The following is an 18,413-nucleotide window of genomic DNA, read 5'->3' as shown; positions in this document are numbered from 1 at the left end:
CCGCACTTGCCACTACACTCAACTACATTCCGACACTATCCCCAGTTTTCTTGGGCTTCCCCGCTGAAAAGCGGGATTTTTTTTGCCTGAAAAAGGTACAATAGCGCATCACATTTTAATGACCTTGGCAGAACGTGGAACTAGAAGACATCTATCGTCGTGATCTGAATTTGCTGGTGGCACTGCGCGTTTTAATCGAAGAATGCAGTGTAAGCAAAGCGGCAAACCGTTTAAATCTAAGCCAATCGGCGATGAGTCGAGTGCTTGGGCGGTTGCGTGACATGTTAGGAGACCCACTCTTTACCCGCCAAGGGCAGCATTTGATTCCGACCGAAAAAGCGCTGGAAATTGATCGGTCTTTGGGAGAGCCACTCGAGTCATTGCGTCAATTGCTGTCGCCGTTGGAGTTCGATCCGCAAAGCTGCGAGCAGACCTTTACTATCGCCACGACCGATTACGCGATGCAAACCATATTGCCGTTTGCCTTACCGCGTATTTATCAAGAAGCGCCAAATGTCTCGTTTAACTTTTTACCCTTGCAGCATGACCGATTGGCAGACCAGCTTACTTACGAGAATGCCGATTTAGCCATTTGCCGCCCGATTGGTCCTGTTGAGCCTTTGCGTAGCGAGATCTTAGGCCGAGTTGGGGTGCTTTGTTTGCTCTCTAAACAGCATCCTTTAGCGGACGCAGAAATGAGCTTGGCGGATTATCTGACTTATCCGCACGCGATGATCGCAATCAGTGATGGAGTGAAAGCGTTGATTGAGGGGGCACTGGTCGATCAGCCAAAGCGTAAGATGGTACTGCGTGCCTACCATTTGGAAGCGGCGCTGGCGATCGTTGATACCATGCCCATCATTATTACCGTACCCGCTGACTTAGCGTATCTAGTCGCAGAGCGTTACGACTTAGTCATTAAGCCGTTACCATTTCAGTTTACGCCGTTTGACTACTCAATGATTTGGCATCCGCGCTGCGAGCATTCTCCGGCTCAAGAGTGGCTGCGAGGAATTGTTAAGGAAGAGTGCAGTCGCTTGATTGCTAAACGCATTGACGACATTGGATTGGACTAATTGTAAAAGAGCCAGCATTACAGGTGCTGGCTCTTTTCTTTGTAGCGTTTATTACAGCTTAATCACCACACGACCCGTCACTTGGCCGTTCGTGATGTCTTCTGCGTATTTTGGGGCTTCGGCTAATTCAACCTCGGTACATGCTTGCTCAAAGTAGCTCTCTGGAAGTAGCTCAACCAGTTTTTCCCATGCCGCGATTCGCTTATCTGTTGGACACATGACGGAATCCACACCCTGTAGGCGTACGTTACGTAGGATAAATGGCATTACTGTTGTTGGTAGGTCAAAACCACCAGCCAGACCACACGCTGCAACTACGCTGTTGTAATCCATTTGAGCGAGCACTTTCGCGAGCACTTTGCTACCAACGGTATCAACCGCACCTGCCCAAACTTGTTTTTCGAGTGGGCGCGCTGGCTCTTCAAACTCGCCACGCTCAATGATGCGGCTCGCACCAAGTTTTTCAAGTAGTGGACCGTTCTGTTCAATGCGGCCTGTCACTGCTGCCACTTTGTAGCCTAGTGTTGATAGAAGTGTCACCGCTACTGAGCCAACACCACCACTTGCGCCAGTGACTAGGACTTCACCGTCTTCTGGTTTCACGCCACCATCAATGACGGCTTGAACACACAGCATCGCAGTGAAGCCCGCTGTACCGACCATCATGGCTTTTTTGCTGTCGATACCTTTTGGTAGTGGCACTAGCCAATCTGCTTTTAGGCGTGCACGCTGTGCCATGCCGCCCCAGTGGTTCTCACCCACCCCCCAACCAGTAAGCACAACTTTGTCGCCTGCTTGGTAACGGTCATCGACGGAGCTTACTACTGTACCCGCGAGATCGATGCCTGGTACCATAGGGAAGTTACGGATGATTTTTCCCTTACCTGTGATTGCTAAACCGTCTTTGTAGTTTAGTGATGAGTAGTCCACATCGATCAGTACTTCGCCTTCCGGCAGTTGCGCTTCATCGATCTGTTCGATGGTTGCGATAGTACGTTTTTCTTCTTGGTTTAGAATCAGTGCGTTAAACATAGTGATCTCCACAAATAGAGCAGCAATTTAAAAACTGGTTATGAGTGTAGACCTAATTTGGGTATGACTAAAATGAAACTTTAGCATTATATCTATGCGTATCACGCATTCTGTGGCAATGCTGCAATAAAAATTAAAGCCAGTCGATTGACTGGCTCTAAGATTGTTAAGAAAGGAAGAACTTGTATGACGGGTTGTCGGTTTCGTCCTTGCACTGGTAACCAAGTTCGCGCAGATGTGCTGAGAAGCGTGATAAGTCTGATTCATCAAGCTCAAAACCACATAGGACACGACCATAATCCGCGCCGTGATTGCGATAGTTGAACAAGCTAATGTTCCAGAGTGTCCCGAGCGTGCTCAAGAACTTCAGTAGCGCTCCTGGGTACTCTGGGAACTCAAAGCTGTACAAACGTTCTTTGAGAGGCTTGGAAGGCTTACCACCAATCATGTAGCGTACGTGCAGTTTTGCCATTTCGTCATCGGAGAGGTCAACCACTGGGTAGCCTCCATCTCGTAGATCGTGAATGATGTGGTTTAGCTCATCTTGGCCACCTTGCAGGCGGACACCGACGAAAATATTGGCTAACGCGTCATCGTTGTAACGGTAGTTAAATTCCGTTACCGCTCGGCCGCCAATGAGATTGCAGAACTCGAAGAAAGCGCCCTGACGTTCAGGAATCGTCACTGCCAGCAAGCCTTCACGTTTTTCACCCAGTTCACAACGCTCAGAAACATAGCGTAGACCGTGGAAGTTGGTATTGGCCCCTGATAAAACCGTACCTAGATTCTTACCCTTAAGCTCGTTTTGCTCGGCAAACTTTTTCAATCCCGCCAAAGCTAACGCGCCAGAAGGTTCAGCAATCGCACGAGTATCTTCGAAGATGTCTTTGACGGCCGCACAGATTTCATCACTGGATACCGAAATATGACCATCGATGAATTGCTGGCATAAACGGAACGTCTCTTCACCGATGCGTTTTACCGCAACACCGTCGGCAAACATGCTGACTTGGTCAAGCACCACAGGTTCGCCCGCATCGAGTGCTGCTTTTAGACAAGCAGAATCTTCAGGCTCAACCGCAATCACTTTGATTTCAGGCATCAGCTGTTTCACCAGTACCGCAACACCTGCAGCAAGACCACCGCCACCGACAGGCACGAAGATGTAATCGAGGTGACCATTTTGCTGCAGCATCTCCATACCAATCGTCCCTTGACCTGCAATCACAAGTGGGTGATCGAATGGGGGTACAAAAGTGTAGCCATGCTCAGCAGATAAGCGCTCTGCTTCGGCTTTGGCTTCATCAAAGTTGCTGCCATGCAGCACCACGCTACCACCAAAACCGCGCACCGCTTCGACTTTGATGTCTGGGGTGGTTTTTGGCATCACAATGGTGGTTTTTATACCCAGCTTGGTGCCAGACAGCGCCATACCTTGAGCGTGATTACCTGCGGATGCTGCAATTACGCCTGCTGCTTTTTGCTCATCCGTGAGGCTCGCCACCATGTTGTACGCACCGCGCAGCTTGAACGAGTGCACCGGTTGGCGGTCTTCACGTTTGATTTGTACATTGTTGCCAATGCGAGCGGCTAAGCGAGGCATCTCTTGAAGTGGCGTTACCGTTGCCACTTCGTAGACTGGAGCTCTTAATATCTGGCGCAGATAATCTGCGCCAGTTTGGTTTGTCAGAGTCATAAGCTAGTCCTCTAGCTTAGATTTATCTCGTACAGCGCCTTTGTCTGCACTGGTCGCCATACTTGCGTACGCTTTTAGTGCAAATGAAACTTCACGTTGACGGTCAACTGGTTTCCAGCCTAACTCGTCTTGTTTTGCACGGCGCTCTGCAAGCTCTTGTTCAGATACTTCTAGAGAGATTGAACGGTTAGGAATATCAATCGCGATAATATCGCCTTGTTTTACCAGACCAATTGCGCCGCCGTTTGCTGCTTCAGGAGAAGCGTGACCGATAGACAGACCTGATGTACCACCCGAGAAACGGCCATCAGTCAGCAGTGCACACTCTTTACCAAGACCCATCGATTTTAGGTAAGTGGTTGGGTAGAGCATCTCTTGCATGCCCGGACCACCTTTAGGGCCTTCATAACGAATCACCACGACATCACCGGCTTTGACTTTGCCGCCTAAGATGCCTTCAACCGCATCTTCTTGGCTTTCAAATACCACCGCAGGGCCGGTGAATTTGTGGATGCTTTCATCAACACCTGCTGTCTTAACGATACAGCCATCAAGGGCGATATTGCCTGAAAGTACCGCTAGGCCACCTTCTTGTGAGAACGCGTTATCGATGGAACGGATACAACCTTCAGCGCGGTCATCATCAAGACGGTCCCAGCGACAATCTTGTGAAAACGCTTTAGTGGTACGAATACCAGCAGGGCCTGCGCGGAAGAACTTCAATACGTCTTCGTCTTCCGTTTGGATGATGTCGTATTTCGCAAGTTGCTCTTTCATGGACAAGCCAAGTACCGTGCGAGCTTGATTATGAAGTAGGCCTGCACGGTCCAGTTCACCAAGAATCGCCATGACACCACCTGCGCGGTGTACGTCTTCCATGTGATATTTCTGGGTTGATGGCGCCACTTTACATAGGTGAGGAACTTGGCGAGATAGGCGATCGATATCTTCCATATCGAAATCGACGTCACCTTCTTGCGCTGCTGCAAGTAGGTGAAGGATAGTGTTGGTAGAGCCACCCATCGCGATATCGAGTGCCATCGCATTTTCAAACGCATCAAACGTTGCGATGTTGCGTGGCAATGCAGATTCATCGTCTTGCTCGTAGTAACGTTTAGTGAGTTCAACAATGCGTTTACCTGCATTGATGAACAGCTGCTCACGGTCTGCGTGCGTTGCTAGCATTGAGCCATTACCTGGCTGAGAAAGACCTAGCGCTTCAGTTAGACAGTTCATCGAGTTTGCCGTGAACATGCCTGAACATGAACCACAAGTCGGACAAGCACTACGCTCAATTTGCTCACTCTGCTCGTCTGAGACTTTCGGGTCAGCGCCTTGGATCATCGCATCAACAAGGTCGAGCTTGATGATTTGGTCAGAAAGCTTGGTTTTACCCGCTTCCATCGGACCGCCAGAGACAAAGATTACTGGGATGTTTAGGCGCATTGACGCCATCAGCATTCCCGGAGTGATTTTGTCACAGTTAGAGATACATACCATGGCATCGGCGCAGTGCGCGTTGACCATGTACTCTACCGAATCTGCGATAAGCTCACGTGAGGGCAGTGAGTACAGCATGCCGCCGTGGCCCATCGCGATACCATCATCAACGGCGATGGTGTTAAATTCTTTGGCGATACCGCCAGCTTTTTCGATTTCACCTGCAACCAATTGGCCCATGTCTTTTAGGTGAACGTGGCCTGGTACAAACTGGGTGAATGAGTTCACCACGGCGATGATTGGCTTACCGAAATCTTCGTCTTTGACACCTGTCGCACGCCATAAAGCGCGCGCACCGGCCATATTGCGTCCATGTGTTGTGGTTGCTGATCTGTATTTTGGCATTGTGTTACTTCCTATATTTGCCGGTGCTTTTTAAGCTTTTTCTGCGTCTTGTGGGTACACGTAATCGAGCCAACCCCATTTGTCTTCTGTAGTGCCATTGAATAGGCCGAAGTAAGCTTCTTGGAGCTCTTTGGTGATTGGGCCGCGTTTGCCTGTGCCGACTTCAATCTTATCGATAGTGGCAACAGGAACGACCTCTGCTGCTGTACCGGTCATAAAGACTTCATCTGCTAGGTAAAGTGCTTCACGCGCAATGTTTGCTTCACGAACTTCATAACCGCGATCACGAGCGATTGTCATGATGGAATCGCGAGTGATACCCGGCAGGATTGCACTGGTTGCTGGTGGTGTGGTGATAACACCATCTTTAATCACAAAGATGTTTTCGCCCGCACCTTCAGATAGGTAACCATCAACGCTTAGCGCAATACCCTCATCGTAACCGTGACGACGGGCTTCACCGCCGACAAGTAGTGATGATAGGTAGTTACCCCCCGCTTTTGCAGCGGTAGGAATGGTGTTTGGCGCTGCGCGGTTCCAGCTAGAGATCATCGCGTCCACGCCTTTCTCTAGTGCTTCTTCACCTAGGTAGGAACCCCAAGGGAAAGCCGCAATGATCAGATCCATTTCAGTGCCGACTGGCGGGCATACACCTAGACCGACATTACCAACAAAGCCCAGTGGACGAATGTAGGCGCTTTCAAGTTTGTTTTGACGCAACGTTTCACGCGTTGCTTCCATGATCTCCTCAACCGTGTACGGGATTGGGAAGCGATAGATTTTTGCGGAATCTTTAAGGCGCTTTGCGTGCTCTAGATGGCGGAAGACAATTGGGCCTTTGGGTGTGTTGTAGCAACGTACACCTTCGAATACTGACGTTCCATAGTGCATCGCGTGAGTCAAAACGTGTACATTTGCCTCCGCCCAAGGAACCATTTCACCATTAAACCAAATGTAGTCTGCTGTTTTTGTAGCCATTTATTGCCTTCCTTATGCACAGATTTTTTGTTGTAGATTGTTATTTGGGAGTTCGTCACGAGCGATTTGCGTGACTTCAACAGTGCGCACATCCCAAAGCTTCTCAATTTGATTGGTTAAGAATGAGATAGGGCGATCGCTGTCGACAATGATTTCAACGCTGGCAACCTTGCTTTCGTGATTTTGAGTGCCAGCCACTTGTTTCACCACAAATCCGCGGTGACGCACGACGCGTAGAACACGCTCTAACAGTACCGGTTTATCGTCAGCTTTGATGTCGATTAAGTATCTTTCCATGTTAGGTGTTCTCCAGCATGTCATTGTTTGATGCACCTGGCGGTACAAGTGGCCATACGTTTTCTTCTTCATCGATTAAAACATGAAGTAAGTATGACGTCTTACTTTCTAGCATTTCTTTCAGTGCTGGCTCAACTTCTTCTTTCTTGGTGATGGTTTTTCCAGGAATATCAAAAGCTTTTGCTAGCATGACGAAATCTGGGTTGTCATCCAAAATCGTTTCACTGTGGCGTCCATCAAAGAACAGTGATTGCCATTGACGAACCATGCCTAGGCGTTGGTTATTGAGGAGAACGATTTTCACTGGGATTTGACGACGCTTAAGTGTCCCAAGTTCCTGCACGTTCATCATAAACGACCCATCACCTGTAATAAGGATAGATTGGTCATCAGGACGCGCCACTGCCGCACCCATTGCAGCAGGAAGGCCAAAGCCCATGGTGCCAAGGCCTGCTGAAGTGATGAAGTTTTGTGGTTCGCGTGGTTGAATGTGCTGCGCTGCCCACATTTGGTGTTGACCCACGTCGGTTGAGACGATCGAACTGTCAGGCATCATGTCAGACAGCTGATTCAGCAGGCCTGGGGCGTAGATAAGTTCGCCTGGGTGATTGTAGTTCCATTTAAAGTCACTACGCAGACTTTCACTGTGCTTCACCCAAGGGGTGATGTCTTGCGTCAATTCAAGTTGAGGAAGCACGGTAGGGATCTCTCCACGTACTGGTGCATTGGCTTGGCGCAACTTGTGGATCTCTGCGGCATCGATATCGATATGGATGACTTTAGCGTTTGGCGCAAAGGTATCGAGCTTACCCGTAACTCGGTCATCGAAACGGGCACCCACAGCAATCAATAGGTCACACTCTTGTACCACTAAGTTCGCCGCTTTAGTGCCGTGCATGCCTAGCATGCCGAGATAGTGCGGATCGTGACGTTCAATAGTACCTAAGCCTTTTAGCGTACTGACCGATGGCATTGGATTTAAACGCAAGAACTCGCGCACTGCGTCAGTCGCATGACCAAGCTGAACACCGCCACCAACATACATGACAGGACGTGAACTTTGCGATAATAAGGCTTGCGCTTTGGCTATATCGTCGTTGCTTGCAACTGGCATTGCAGGTGGTGTGAAAAGAGGAAGAAGAGTGACAGGTGCTTGACCTAACTGAACATCTTTTGCGATATCGACAATGACTGGACCGGGTCGCCCCGTTTTTGCCACTTCAAACGCTTCAGCAAGGGTTGGTGCTAGCTCATGGATGTCAGTGACAAGATAACTGTGTTTGGTACAGGAGAGTGACATACCGATCACATCCATTTCTTGGAATGCATCGGTACCGATGTGGGAGCTGGCAACCTGACCTGTTATCGCCACAAGGGGGATGGAGTCCATAAAGGCATCGGCTAGACCTGTTACTAGGTTGGTAGCGCCGGGTCCAGAAGTGGCCATACACACGGCAACATCTTGCGTTGCTCGCGCCATTCCTATGGCAGCCATTGCAGCGCCTTGTTCATGGCGGCAAAGAATGTGTTCGACGCCACCATCATAAAGGGCGTCATAGATTGGCATTATGGCACCACCAGGATAACCAAATACGGTTTTGATCCCTTGTTGTTTTAATGCGGCTACGACTAATTCGGCACCTGTCATCGTAAGCCTCCTTGTTTACCGCTTGAGCGATGTTGTGTTGCATTGCACTTCATGTGCGCTCCCATTCTTCCTGTCATCAGGGTCAAGAACGACGTTGACCAAGATGAACTCTATTTTAATTGTCTGGCGTAAGTTGTAAAAAAACCCCCGGACTTTTCAGTGCGGGGGTTTTTAAAATGCTGTGGTTATTTGTCGCCCACTAGCCCCCGCGTGGAATCAATAATGACCACGATAATCAGGAGAATCAGTGCGTTGAAGCGGGCGTTTAAATTCATAGTTCTTTTAAGTCTTTTGGTACTCAATACTGGTACGAAATTGTTTGCGTCACTAGTGGTAACATACAATTCCGTTAAATGACAAGCAAAAACTCATACTTTTTTCACATTCTTTCAGCAACTGGGCAGGCTATATAACAACCTTGATGACAAATTCAGCGAACTATCAGGGAGATAAATAATGGATTGGAATGTGAGTCAATTATGGGGTTAGCCATCATTCATAGCCGAGCGTCTGTTGGTGTTGAAGCGCCCAGCGTCACAGTTGAAGTCCACATCAGTAATGGAATGCCAGGGTTTACCTTGGTTGGTCTACCGGAAACAACCGTCAAAGAATCCCGCGATCGGGTGCGTAGCGCGATTATTAACTCTCGTTTTGAGTTTCCAGCCAAGCGGATTACGGTCAATTTAGCCCCAGCAGATTTACCTAAAGAGGGAGGCCGCTTTGATCTGCCGATCGCGCTGGGCATCCTTGCCGCTTCAGAGCAGATTCCCTTAACCCATTTGGCCGATAAGGAGTTTATTGGTGAATTGGCGTTATCGGGAGAGTTGCGGCGCGTAAAAGGTGTGTTACCTGCGGCATTGGCGGCGAATCAAGCGCAACGTTGTTTGGTAGTTCCGCAGAGCAATGGCGACCAAGCGGCGTTAGTTGGAGAAGAACTACATAAGTCAGCCAGCACTTTACTGGAGGTTTGCGCGGCGTTGTGTGGCCAAAATGAACTGCAGCTCCACCAATCTCCACACAAGATGTCGTCTCCCGCGCTAGAGCGCGATTTGCAAGATATTATTGGCCAGCAACAAGGGAAGCGTGCACTAGAGATCGCTGCTGCAGGCAATCACAACCTCTTATTTCTTGGTCCGCCGGGGACAGGGAAAACCATGCTTGCCTCTCGCCTTTGTGATTTGTTGCCCGAAATGACCGACGAGGAGGCGATGGAAACGGCCTCTGTTGCCTCTTTAACGCAGCAAGAAATCAACGCCTACAACTGGAAACAGCGCCCATTTCGGTCGCCACACCACTCTAGCTCGACCGCGGCATTGGTGGGCGGTGGGTCAGTACCGAGACCCGGAGAGATCTCTTTGGCGCACAATGGTTTGCTGTTTCTTGATGAAATGCCCGAGTTTGAGCGGAAAGTGTTGGATTCTTTGCGTGAGCCTCTGGAATCAGGGGAAATCATTATTTCTCGAGCTCAAGGGAAAACGCGCTTTCCTGCTCGCTTTCAATTGGTCGGCGCACTCAACCCAAGTCCGACAGGTTACTATGAAGGCAATCAATCTCGGGTGAACCCTCAAGTGATTTTGCGTTATTTGAGTCGCCTATCTGGGCCGTTATTAGACCGGTTTGATATGTCGCTAGAGATTCCCGCTTTGCCCAAAGGAACCTTGGCGGAAGGAGGGGATCGCGGTGAAACAACTCAAGTGGTGAAGCAGCGAGTTATTGAGGCGCGCGAGAGAATGCTGAGTCGATCAAACAAAGTGAATGCTTTGCTAGGCAGTCGTGAAATTGAGCGATATTGCCCACTACGTAAAGAAGATGCCCAGTTTCTGGAAAGCGCATTACACCGATTGGGCCTGTCTATTCGTGCTTATCATCGAATTATCAAGGTGGCACGCACCATTGCTGATTTGGAGGGGGCAGAGCGCATTGAACGTAATCATTTGGCGGAAGCGTTAGGTTATCGTTCGATGGATAGGCTACTCAAACAGTTAACCGCTCAAGCTGTATAGAAAGGCTCGCGAAATGCGAGCCTTGATCGTCTGAGAGTAAGAGAGCTTTGCGTTAAAAGCGGTAGTTTATACCAGCGGAAACCAATGACTCTTGGGTATCGTAGAAGTTTATATTGGCTTGGTTAGAGCCGTAACCCGCAAGACCAATCAAGGACCAGTTTTGCCATCCCATAAACTGCTTGTACTCATAGGCGGCGAATAAGCTCCACTCGCCATCCTCGCGTGTTTTGTTATACAGCGGATTTTCTTCGTCATAAGAACGAGTGGTGTAGCCTGCCGTGAGAGCGAGCTGATGACGATTCATGATCTTGAAGTAGGAAATTTCGCCGCCGACAGAGTTAAGAGAATTCGCCTCTCCCTTGGCGTCGGTTTTGATAAACGTCATCGAGGGTTGGATAAAAGCGGTTCGGCTTAGAGGGAATCGGTAACTGCCTTTGATGTAGTAGGATTGGGCATCACGTCTGAGGCGATTTGCTTCAGCGCTATTAAGTTGAGACGTGCCCGACGCTTCGTCTTCCACGTCTTTATTGGCATAAGCAGTATCGATACTCAAGCCGCTGCCAAACAGATTGCTGAGTTTGAGTCGGTAGGCATGACCAGTTTCTTCTGTTGTACTGCGCTTTTCTCCGACGAGATAAGGGTCTTCCCATGTCTTGCCAGACATAATTGTCGGTAGGTATGAGATGTCGACAACGGTACCTGAACCGAGCTTATGCTTGTAGCCCACTTCGAGTGCTAGCGTACCTACGGCCAAATCTTCACGGGACGTACCCACGTAAAATTGCTGATTAAGTGGCACGCCAAAGGTATAGGCTAAATTGCCAAGGGGGGCGGCAATAAAGCCATTGTCACTTGATGGCTGATGACCAAGGCTATCGATGGTTTTATCACCAGACGTATTAAAGTTGGATGTGGAAGAGGTGTATCCGACATTAAAGCTCAGCTCTCCACTAAAGCCCGCGCTATCCGAGAGTTGGGCGAAAGCTGGGCTGGCAAAGAGCGAGAGAGTAAGCACTGATAATGTTGTTTTCATAGATTTTCTTCCTAGATCTAACGTTGGTTGTATGGCCTGAGTAACCTAACTAATCTGACCATAGTCGCAGCGATTCCAATGTGCTTGAGGACCAGTATAATTACACGCTGTTTTATTGTTCATATATGAACCTCATTAAACTTTCATACGGAGCTCACAATTAATCGCTATGTTGGCCTATCTGACTCTTATCCTAAACGTTGTGTTGGTTGCTTTAAACTCCGCTGTCTGCTCTTTAATCATTTGTATCATCGCTGTGTTTAAGATTGTATTACCCACCGCCCTGTTAAAAGCCAAAGCGACTGAAATGGCGAACAAGACAATGTGGCTTTGGGCATCCATTAATGCAGTCATCTTGGCCATGTTCAATCGAGTTGAATGGGATATAGAAGGTGGAGAGGAGCTGAAAAAGCACGGTTGGTACTTGCTGATTAGCAACCATTTAAGTTGGACCGATATTGTGGTGCTTTGCTGCGTGTTTAAAGATCGTATTCCAATGCCGAAGTTTTTCCTTAAACAGCAGCTCCTGTATGTGCCTTTTATTGGGATGGCTTGCTGGGCGCTCGATATGCCGTTTATGCGTCGTTACTCGCGAGAATACTTGATTCGTCATCCGGAAATGCGGGGTAAAGACTTAGAAACGACGCGCCGTTCATGTGAAAAGTTCAAATACTCTCCCACAACGGTGGTGAACTATGTGGAAGGCACGCGCTTTACACCGGAAAAGCAGCGCAAGAGTAAAGCCGGTTACGATTACCTACTTCAACCCAAAACGGGTGGCATCGCCTATACGCTAGCGGCAATGGGGGATCAGTTTGAGAATATTATTGATGTGACTCTCGCCTACCCAGAAAACACCCATAAACCTTTTCGAGACATGTTGATGGGGCGAATGACGAAAGTGGTGGTTCGGATAAATGTCTTGCCTGTCGATCAGCAAGTTCGAGGTGATTACTTTAAAGATAAGCCGTTTAAGCGTCAGTTCCAGCAGTGGCTGGGTAATGTATGGCAAGAGAAAGATGAGTTACTGAAAGAGATTTATCACAAGCAATCATAGAAAAGGGAGCGAAACGCTCCCTTTTTAGTGTGTTTATTTTTGTGTCAGCAAGTAGTTAACCAGTTCAAAGTATTCATCGATCGTTTTGATGCTTTGTGCTTGAACCAAGTACTTGTTATTCACCACGACAGCGGGTACACCTGATAAACCGCTATCTTTAAACTGTTTGTCGAAGCGACGAACCATTGAGTCCACCGCAAAACCGTTAAATGCCGCGTCAAATTTTTTCGCATCCACACCTTCATCTAGGAAAATCTGGCGTAACTCTTCGTCATTTTTAGGGGCTTTGCGCATGTTATGAATGCGGTTAAACAGCACAGGTGTCATTTTGTCTTCTACTTTCAGCACCAGCATAGTTGCGTATGCCTTGCTCATGGACTCGCCCATGTTTCCACCCATAAACGAAACGTGGTTCTTTTGGAACTTTGCGTTGTCAGGCAACTGCGCTTTCAACTGCTGAATGATAGGTTCAAAGGTATTACAGTGAGGGCAGTAGAAAGAGAAAAATTCGGTCACAGTTGGCTTTTTAGATGCTTCTAGCTCAAGAACCTTAAAATGCTCGCCTTCTTTAAATTGCGCTGCGTGAGCAGTAAGGCTCAGCATCAAGGTTGCAAATAGTGCAAACAGCTTTTTCATTATTGACTCCATGTTTGTCGTTGTTTGGCTTTTTACCACTGCGGCATCAGTGATAATGGTGGCTCATTCAGTGCTGAGATTTGTTCTTTGAATGCCAACACTTGGCTTTCCCAATATTTTGGATCATCAAACCATGGGAAGGCGAGCGGGAAAGCAGGATCCTGCCATCTTTTTGCTAACCATGCCATATAGTGCACCATACGTAGACCGCGTAATGGTTCGATTAGTTTCAATTGATTCGAATCAAAGTCACTAAATTCTTGGTAGGCTTCCAAGAGAATGTCCAGTTGCATCAGCTTATCGGCACGCTCTCCGTTGAGCAACATCCATAGATCTTGAATCGCGGGTCCATTGCGAGCGTCATCCAAGTCGACAAACATAGGCCCATCACGCCATAAGATGTTACCAGGGTGGCAATCGCCGTGGAGACGAATCTGGGAACTTGGCGTTGTCCAATGCTGTTCAAGCGTTTTGATCAGTAGGTCTAGATCGTTAAAAAACGCATTCTCTAGGTGCATTGGAATAAACTGAGAGTTTTGCAGCAAGGTGCGAGGCTGATAAAGGTATTCGTCCAAGCTGATGGAGGGGCGGTGCTCAAATGTCTGTTTTGCGCCAACCTTGTGAATACGTCCTAGGAAGCGACCAACCCCTTCGAGTTGTTCCAAATTATCCACTTCAAACTGACGTCCGCCGACGCTCTCAAACAAAGCAAACAGATAGCCTTGGTATTGATGGAGTGACTGACCGTTGATGATGACAGGAGGTGCGACTGGAATCTCGGATTCGATCAACTCGAGGGTAAAGTCGTGCTCTTCTTGAATCTGAGCTTGGCTCCAGCGTTCTGGGCGGTAAAACTTAACCACGTAGCGTTGGCGCTCTTCATCAGTAAATTGGTAGACGCGGTTTTCGTAGCTGTTGAGGGCCAAGAAACCGGATTCAGCGCGAATGCCAATGCTTTCCAGTGCGTACCACATAAAGTCTGGCGTCAGAGCATCAAAGTTAAAAGCGTGTTGAGTCATAAATAAAAAAGGCTCATTGCTGAGCCTTTTTCCATAGAGTAATGAAGGTCTAGAGCTTCTTAATGAATCGGCTCTCGACGGCTATCGTAAAGTCTTCGCTGTCAGACAGTATAAACTGAATCTTGGAAACCGAAGAGTCTAGATTCTCTGGGTTGACGCCTAGGCTCATTGGTAAGCTCAGTACTTCACCTGGTGCAACTTGAACGGTTTGTTTGCCATACCAAGAGACATTGCCCAGCCCTTCTACATCTAGATTGTAAACCTGCTGCTGTTGAGTTTTATTGATTACTTTTAGCGTGTAGGTGTTTTCGACTTCACCGGCACTGTTGACGCGGAAGAGCTGGTTTCGATCGCGAAGCACACTTAAGCCCGCAGGTTCGACGGCCGCAATTTGAGCGAAGAACAACCCAATCATAACAAGCAGGACGGCGCCATAGCCTAGCAGTTTAGGGCGCAGTACTTTGGTGTGTTTGCCCGACAATCTATGTTCAGTCGTGTAGCTAATGAGGCCTTTGTCATAGCCCATACGCTCCATAGTTTTGTCACACGCATCGATACAGGCACCACAGTTGATACACTCATATTGCAGGCCGTCACGGATGTCGATACCGGTTGGACATACCTGAACACACAAGTCACAGTCGATACAATCACCCAAACCCAGCGCTTTCGGATCCGCTTTGCGAGAACGAGGCCCTCGGTTCTCTCCTCGCTGGCTGTCGTAGCCAACGATAAAGGTATCTTTATCAAACATGGCCGATTGGAATCGCGCGTAAGGACACATATGGACACACACGATAGAGCGCATCCAACCTGCGTTGGCATAGGTACAACCCGCGAAGAACAGTACCCAAAACACGGGCCAGAAATCGGCATCAAAGGTAAAAAAGCCCACTACCAGCTCTTTCACGGGAACAAAATAGCCGACGAATGTCAGGCCTGTGGCGATAGCAATGGCAATCCAAGCAGCATGTTTGGCCACTTTACGCATCAGTAGATTCGAGGTGAGCTTATTGGAATCTTGTTTGCGTCGTTTATTCGCGCTGCCTTCGAGTTTTTCTTCAAACCAGATGTACATAAAAGTCCAAACGGTTTGCGGGCAAAGATAACCACACCACACACGGCCCAAAAAGGTGGTAATAAAGAATAAGCCGAACGCGGCAATCATAAATAGCAGCGCGAGTAGGGTGAGATCTTGAGGGTAAAGGGTTGTGCCAATAAAGTTGAACTGTTGGTTACCAATGTCGAGCAAGATTGCCTGGCGATCGCCGTACGAAAACCATGGAATGGAGGCGAAAAGCACCAGTAAAAACCATCCCCCATAGCGGCGTAGCTTTTGGAATGTGCCTTTACTTTCTCGCACGTAAATACGATTACTTGGGTTAAACCTATCGCCCTTAGTTTTATGGGTCTTAGGGTTAAAGGTTTTAGGAGTCACATCTTTTACATCGATCTTATCCTGACTCATGAAGCTTCCTTCTTAGGCTTGAACGGTGTGATTTATTGAGCTCACACTCTGTAGACATTGCTATTTTAGTAAATACTTATGGGCGGCGATTATATACGCAATAACATTTTTATTTCTTTAAGGTTATCAACCTTTAACAACAAAGGTCAGTACAGTTTTATAAATAAATGTCCTAACAGTTAGTGGTGTTGTGATGGTTTGGGTATAAAAAAGGCGACCAAGTGGCCGCCTTAACCGAATCTGTTTGTTTTATTTGATGATGCCGCGAGCGCGAAGAATCGCGGTTTTAAAGTCATCTTCTTGGTCTTTTTTTAGACCTGGAATCATTTCATCTTTGGCGCTGTTGCGCATTTTGAGATGGTAGATGAGGACATCATCGGTCAACTCTTCCAGCTTACCTTCGTAGCCCGCTTCTTGAGCCAGTTTTACGATCATTTGCAATAAGTTGAGCTCTTGGTCTTTTTGCCATTCTGGCTCTAGTAGCTCAAGCAGCTCCTCAATGCGATGACATTTCATCTTCTTTCTCCACAATAATTATAATGATTTGCTGATTAAGGTATCAGATTGGCGTATTTGAGTTAAGAAAAAAGCGCAGCCGAAGCCGCGCTTTTTATTAAGCTGCTTTAACGATTTTGGTGGGTGTTGAGCTCATGAAGACACTCTTTTCCACTAAAGTCATACCAGGAGCTGATTTCTTTGCCGTTGGAGCAGCCACAAAGCCACTGCGACGACGCATCGCACTACGGTTAGTGTGCGAGAACCTGACGGTTGTTGGGCGCATTTCTTGACCTAACTGTCAGGCAATTCCATTGCCAATGTAATGGCCTGGCCCGCTTTGAGTTGAGCTTCATTACTGAAGGGTGGCTCTCTGGCTTTCGCCAATCCAAACTGCGGGACAGGAATGCTGATATGCGTGCATATCATTGGTTAGATTAGCACCAAGACTTTTATTGATCGACAGCTATTCACTACGGCCTTAGTCGTAGGAGAAAGTTTCTGTGAGAGGTGTTGCATCCCTGATACATCGTGGCAGATTAGTATGTTACTTTAAGCATAGTTAAAGCGAAGATTGCCAAGGAGGAGCGCATGTCGTTTTTTAAAAAGACACTGGCGAGTTTTGGAATCGGTTCAGCGAAAGTTGATTCTGTGTTGCAGCAAGAGGTCCTTTATCCTGGCCAAAAGGCGAATGTGGTGATCCATGTTTATGGTGGCGCGACGGCGCAAGAAATCGACAACATAGAGCTCAAACTGTTTTGTCGCTATATCAAAGAAGTGCCTGCGGATCATGATAAGAACAAGCACACGGCAGGACGAATGCGCCGTGTCCCAGCCAGTTATCAACTCGCTGACTGGAAACTGCCGTACGCTTTTACTCTGCAACCTGGCGAGGAACGGACGTTTGATGTCGAATTAGAGGTGCCATGGAATACACCAGTAACGATTGGCGACTCCAAAGTATGGTTAGAGACTGGTCTCGACATTGCGATGGCCAAAGACCCTAGCGATAAAGACATCTTAACAGTACGTCCTGACCCGCTTTTAGATGGCATCTTTACCGCGTTGGAAGAGCAAGGTCTACGTATCCGCCAAGTTGAATGTGAGCAAGTCGATGGGTTTGCGATGCCCTTTGTTCAGGAGTTTGAATTTGTTCCAACTACGGGACCATTTCATGGTCGCTGGCGTGAATTAGAAGTGGTCGCGTATCGCAGTGAAGAATCGCTTCAGATGTGGTTTGAAATCGATCGCCATCGCGAGGGGGCGAAAGGAATGCTCGCGAGTCTGTTGGGGGTTGGCCAGTTAAAGCGAGAGCTGAAAATCCCATTGCACACCTCCGCTGAAAAAGCCGGTGAACTGGTCCTTGAGTACTTAGATAACCACTCTTAACCTAGCTTTCTTATTTTAGGCTTACAAGTGTAAGCTGAATGTGCCATACTCTGGAGCAATTATTCAAATTCTGGAGTAGGCACTGCTATGTCCGTCAGCGAGTCATCTCAATATAGCGTCAAAGAAGAGATCGCCAATACGATTACGCATGCACTAGGCATGGTGCTGGGCATTGTTGGTCTGATTCTATTGTTGGTCAAAGCGATTGATCACAATGCCGACGCACTGACCATTACCAGCATGAGCATTTACGGCAGTAGTATGATCGTGCTGTTCCTCGCTTCGACGCTGTACCATGCCATTCCTTATCAGCGCGCCAAACGAGCGTTAAAAACCTTTGATCATTGCGCGATTTACTTATTAATTGCTGGCAGTTACACGCCTTTTTTACTGGTCAGCTTAAGAACGCCACTTGCGATCGGTTTGATGATTGTGATTTGGTCGATAGCGCTGATCGGCATCATTATGAAGCTTGCCTTTGTTTATCGCTTTAAGAAACTATCTTTGGTGACCTACCTGCTGATGGGGTGGTTATCATTGATCGTGATTTATCAATTGGCGCTGAACTTGGAAGTAGGTGGGCTGACCCTTTTGGCTGTCGGCGGTTTAATTTATTCGCTGGGGGTTATTTTCTATGTGGCGAAACGCATCCCGTACAACCACGCGATTTGGCACGGGTTTGTACTCGCGGGTTGCGCTTGCCACTTCTTTGCGATCTATTTTTACGTAAAACCTATTTAG

17 protein-coding genes are annotated in these 18,413 nt (G+C 48.0%); 5 read left to right on the top strand and 12 right to left on the bottom strand.

Annotation, left to right across the window (positions count from 1 at the left end; genetic code table 11):
• Positions 1-134 precede the first annotated feature (134 nt).
• The gene (locus tag RJ47_RS13160; RefSeq protein WP_039484332.1) at positions 135-1,076 is read left to right on the top strand and encodes a LysR family transcriptional regulator; all 942 of its coding nucleotides are present in this window, start codon (positions 135-137) and stop codon (positions 1,074-1,076) included.
• A gap of 51 nt (positions 1,077-1,127) precedes the next feature.
• On the opposite strand, the gene RJ47_RS13155 is transcribed toward RJ47_RS13160, so the two are convergent.
• From RJ47_RS13155 to ilvG, 6 genes are all read right to left on the bottom strand, one after another.
• Positions 1,128-2,108 carry an MDR family oxidoreductase gene (locus tag RJ47_RS13155; RefSeq protein ID WP_039484329.1) on the bottom strand — a complete coding sequence of 327 codons (981 nt, stop codon included), beginning with the start codon at positions 2,106-2,108 and terminating at the stop codon, positions 1,128-1,130.
• 166 nt (positions 2,109-2,274) lie between these two features.
• Positions 2,275-3,804 carry a threonine ammonia-lyase, biosynthetic gene (ilvA, locus tag RJ47_RS13150; protein WP_039484327.1) on the bottom strand — a complete coding sequence of 510 codons (1,530 nt, stop codon included), beginning with the start codon at positions 3,802-3,804 and terminating at the stop codon, positions 2,275-2,277.
• Between the two features lie 3 nt (positions 3,805-3,807).
• Entirely contained in the window at positions 3,808-5,649 is a 1,842-nt protein-coding gene (gene ilvD / locus RJ47_RS13145) for a dihydroxy-acid dehydratase (RefSeq protein WP_038141333.1), read from the bottom strand.
• Positions 5,650-5,679: 30 nt separating this feature from the next.
• Positions 5,680-6,627, bottom strand: a complete 948-nt coding sequence (ilvE, locus tag RJ47_RS13140; RefSeq protein WP_005472570.1) for a branched-chain-amino-acid transaminase — start codon at positions 6,625-6,627, stop codon at positions 5,680-5,682.
• A gap of 12 nt (positions 6,628-6,639) precedes the next feature.
• Positions 6,640-6,924, bottom strand: coding sequence for an acetolactate synthase 2 small subunit (gene ilvM, locus RJ47_RS13135; RefSeq protein WP_005472540.1), 285 nt, complete (start codon positions 6,922-6,924; stop codon positions 6,640-6,642).
• A gap of 1 nt (position 6,925) precedes the next feature.
• Entirely contained in the window at positions 6,926-8,572 is a 1,647-nt protein-coding gene (ilvG, locus tag RJ47_RS13130; RefSeq protein ID WP_039484322.1) for an acetolactate synthase 2 catalytic subunit, read from the bottom strand.
• A 479-nt stretch (positions 8,573-9,051) separates the two neighbouring features.
• Between ilvG and RJ47_RS13125 the strand changes: the two genes are divergently transcribed.
• On the top strand, positions 9,052-10,575 hold the full coding sequence (locus RJ47_RS13125; protein ID WP_039484319.1) for a YifB family Mg chelatase-like AAA ATPase: 1,524 nt from the start codon (positions 9,052-9,054) through the stop codon (positions 10,573-10,575).
• 52 nt (positions 10,576-10,627) lie between these two features.
• Here RJ47_RS13125 and RJ47_RS13120 read toward each other — a convergent pair whose 3' ends face one another.
• Positions 10,628-11,608 (bottom strand): DUF2860 domain-containing protein, encoded by a 981-nt coding sequence (locus RJ47_RS13120; RefSeq protein ID WP_039484316.1) that lies wholly within the window; start codon positions 11,606-11,608, stop codon positions 10,628-10,630.
• Between the two features lie 169 nt (positions 11,609-11,777).
• Between RJ47_RS13120 and RJ47_RS13115 the strand changes: the two genes are divergently transcribed.
• Positions 11,778-12,665, top strand: a complete 888-nt coding sequence (locus RJ47_RS13115; RefSeq protein WP_039478796.1) for an acyltransferase — start codon at positions 11,778-11,780, stop codon at positions 12,663-12,665.
• A gap of 33 nt (positions 12,666-12,698) precedes the next feature.
• Here RJ47_RS13115 and RJ47_RS13110 read toward each other — a convergent pair whose 3' ends face one another.
• From RJ47_RS13110 to RJ47_RS21435, 5 genes are all read right to left on the bottom strand, one after another.
• Positions 12,699-13,301 carry a thiol:disulfide interchange protein DsbA/DsbL gene (locus tag RJ47_RS13110; protein WP_038141321.1) on the bottom strand — a complete coding sequence of 201 codons (603 nt, stop codon included), beginning with the start codon at positions 13,299-13,301 and terminating at the stop codon, positions 12,699-12,701.
• Positions 13,302-13,333: 32 nt separating this feature from the next.
• On the bottom strand, positions 13,334-14,320 hold the full coding sequence (locus RJ47_RS13105; RefSeq protein ID WP_039484313.1) for a serine/threonine protein kinase: 987 nt from the start codon (positions 14,318-14,320) through the stop codon (positions 13,334-13,336).
• Between the two features lie 49 nt (positions 14,321-14,369).
• Positions 14,370-15,788 (bottom strand): cytochrome c oxidase accessory protein CcoG, encoded by a 1,419-nt coding sequence (gene ccoG / locus RJ47_RS13100; protein ID WP_039484310.1) that lies wholly within the window; start codon positions 15,786-15,788, stop codon positions 14,370-14,372.
• A 249-nt stretch (positions 15,789-16,037) separates the two neighbouring features.
• The gene (locus RJ47_RS13095) at positions 16,038-16,304 is read right to left on the bottom strand and encodes a YihD family protein (protein WP_005472551.1); all 267 of its coding nucleotides are present in this window, start codon (positions 16,302-16,304) and stop codon (positions 16,038-16,040) included.
• Positions 16,305-16,401: 97 nt separating this feature from the next.
• Positions 16,402-16,569: a hypothetical protein gene (locus tag RJ47_RS21435; RefSeq protein ID WP_086028707.1), complete on the bottom strand. Its 168-nt coding sequence runs from the start codon at positions 16,567-16,569 to the stop codon at positions 16,402-16,404.
• Between the two features lie 305 nt (positions 16,570-16,874).
• On the opposite strand from RJ47_RS21435, the gene RJ47_RS13090 reads away from it, so the two are divergent.
• Together RJ47_RS13090 and trhA are read left to right on the top strand one after the other, a co-directional pair.
• The gene (locus tag RJ47_RS13090) at positions 16,875-17,672 is read left to right on the top strand and encodes a sporulation protein (RefSeq protein WP_038141313.1); all 798 of its coding nucleotides are present in this window, start codon (positions 16,875-16,877) and stop codon (positions 17,670-17,672) included.
• Positions 17,673-17,759: 87 nt separating this feature from the next.
• Positions 17,760-18,413 carry a PAQR family membrane homeostasis protein TrhA gene (trhA, locus tag RJ47_RS13085; protein WP_038141309.1) on the top strand — a complete coding sequence of 218 codons (654 nt, stop codon included), beginning with the start codon at positions 17,760-17,762 and terminating at the stop codon, positions 18,411-18,413.

Source organism: Vibrio sinaloensis, assembly GCF_000808535.1.
GTDB classification, from domain to species: Bacteria; Pseudomonadota; Gammaproteobacteria; order Enterobacterales; family Vibrionaceae; genus Vibrio; species Vibrio sinaloensis_D.
This window is presented reverse-complemented; position numbering and strand designations above follow the sequence as displayed.

What these genes read in the sequence shown, in the direction of transcription:
- RJ47_RS13155 (WP_039484329.1), bottom strand. Translation starts at nt 2,108, where the DNA reads ATGTTTAACGCACTGATTCTAAACCAAGAAGAAAAACGTACTATCGCA.
- ilvA (WP_039484327.1), bottom strand. Translation starts at nt 3,804, where the DNA reads ATGACTCTGACAAACCAAACTGGCGCAGATTATCTGCGCCAGATATTA.
- ilvD (WP_038141333.1), bottom strand. Translation starts at nt 5,649, where the DNA reads ATGCCAAAATACAGATCAGCAACCACAACACATGGACGCAATATGGCC.
- ilvE (WP_005472570.1), bottom strand. Translation starts at nt 6,627, where the DNA reads ATGGCTACAAAAACAGCAGACTACATTTGGTTTAATGGTGAAATGGTT.
- ilvM (WP_005472540.1), bottom strand. Translation starts at nt 6,924, where the DNA reads ATGGAAAGATACTTAATCGACATCAAAGCTGACGATAAACCGGTACTG.
- ilvG (WP_039484322.1), bottom strand. Translation starts at nt 8,572, where the DNA reads ATGACAGGTGCCGAATTAGTCGTAGCCGCATTAAAACAACAAGGGATC.
- RJ47_RS13125 (WP_039484319.1), top strand. Translation starts at nt 9,052, where the DNA reads ATGGGGTTAGCCATCATTCATAGCCGAGCGTCTGTTGGTGTTGAAGCG.
- RJ47_RS13120 (WP_039484316.1), bottom strand. Translation starts at nt 11,608, where the DNA reads ATGAAAACAACATTATCAGTGCTTACTCTCTCGCTCTTTGCCAGCCCA.
- RJ47_RS13115 (WP_039478796.1), top strand. Translation starts at nt 11,778, where the DNA reads ATGTTGGCCTATCTGACTCTTATCCTAAACGTTGTGTTGGTTGCTTTA.
- RJ47_RS13110 (WP_038141321.1), bottom strand. Translation starts at nt 13,301, where the DNA reads ATGAAAAAGCTGTTTGCACTATTTGCAACCTTGATGCTGAGCCTTACT.
- RJ47_RS13105 (WP_039484313.1), bottom strand. Translation starts at nt 14,320, where the DNA reads ATGACTCAACACGCTTTTAACTTTGATGCTCTGACGCCAGACTTTATG.
- ccoG (WP_039484310.1), bottom strand. Translation starts at nt 15,788, where the DNA reads ATGAGTCAGGATAAGATCGATGTAAAAGATGTGACTCCTAAAACCTTT.
- RJ47_RS13095 (WP_005472551.1), bottom strand. Translation starts at nt 16,304, where the DNA reads ATGAAATGTCATCGCATTGAGGAGCTGCTTGAGCTACTAGAGCCAGAA.
- RJ47_RS21435 (WP_086028707.1), bottom strand. Translation starts at nt 16,569, where the DNA reads ATGCGCCCAACAACCGTCAGGTTCTCGCACACTAACCGTAGTGCGATG.
- RJ47_RS13090 (WP_038141313.1), top strand. Translation starts at nt 16,875, where the DNA reads ATGTCGTTTTTTAAAAAGACACTGGCGAGTTTTGGAATCGGTTCAGCG.
- trhA (WP_038141309.1), top strand. Translation starts at nt 17,760, where the DNA reads ATGTCCGTCAGCGAGTCATCTCAATATAGCGTCAAAGAAGAGATCGCC.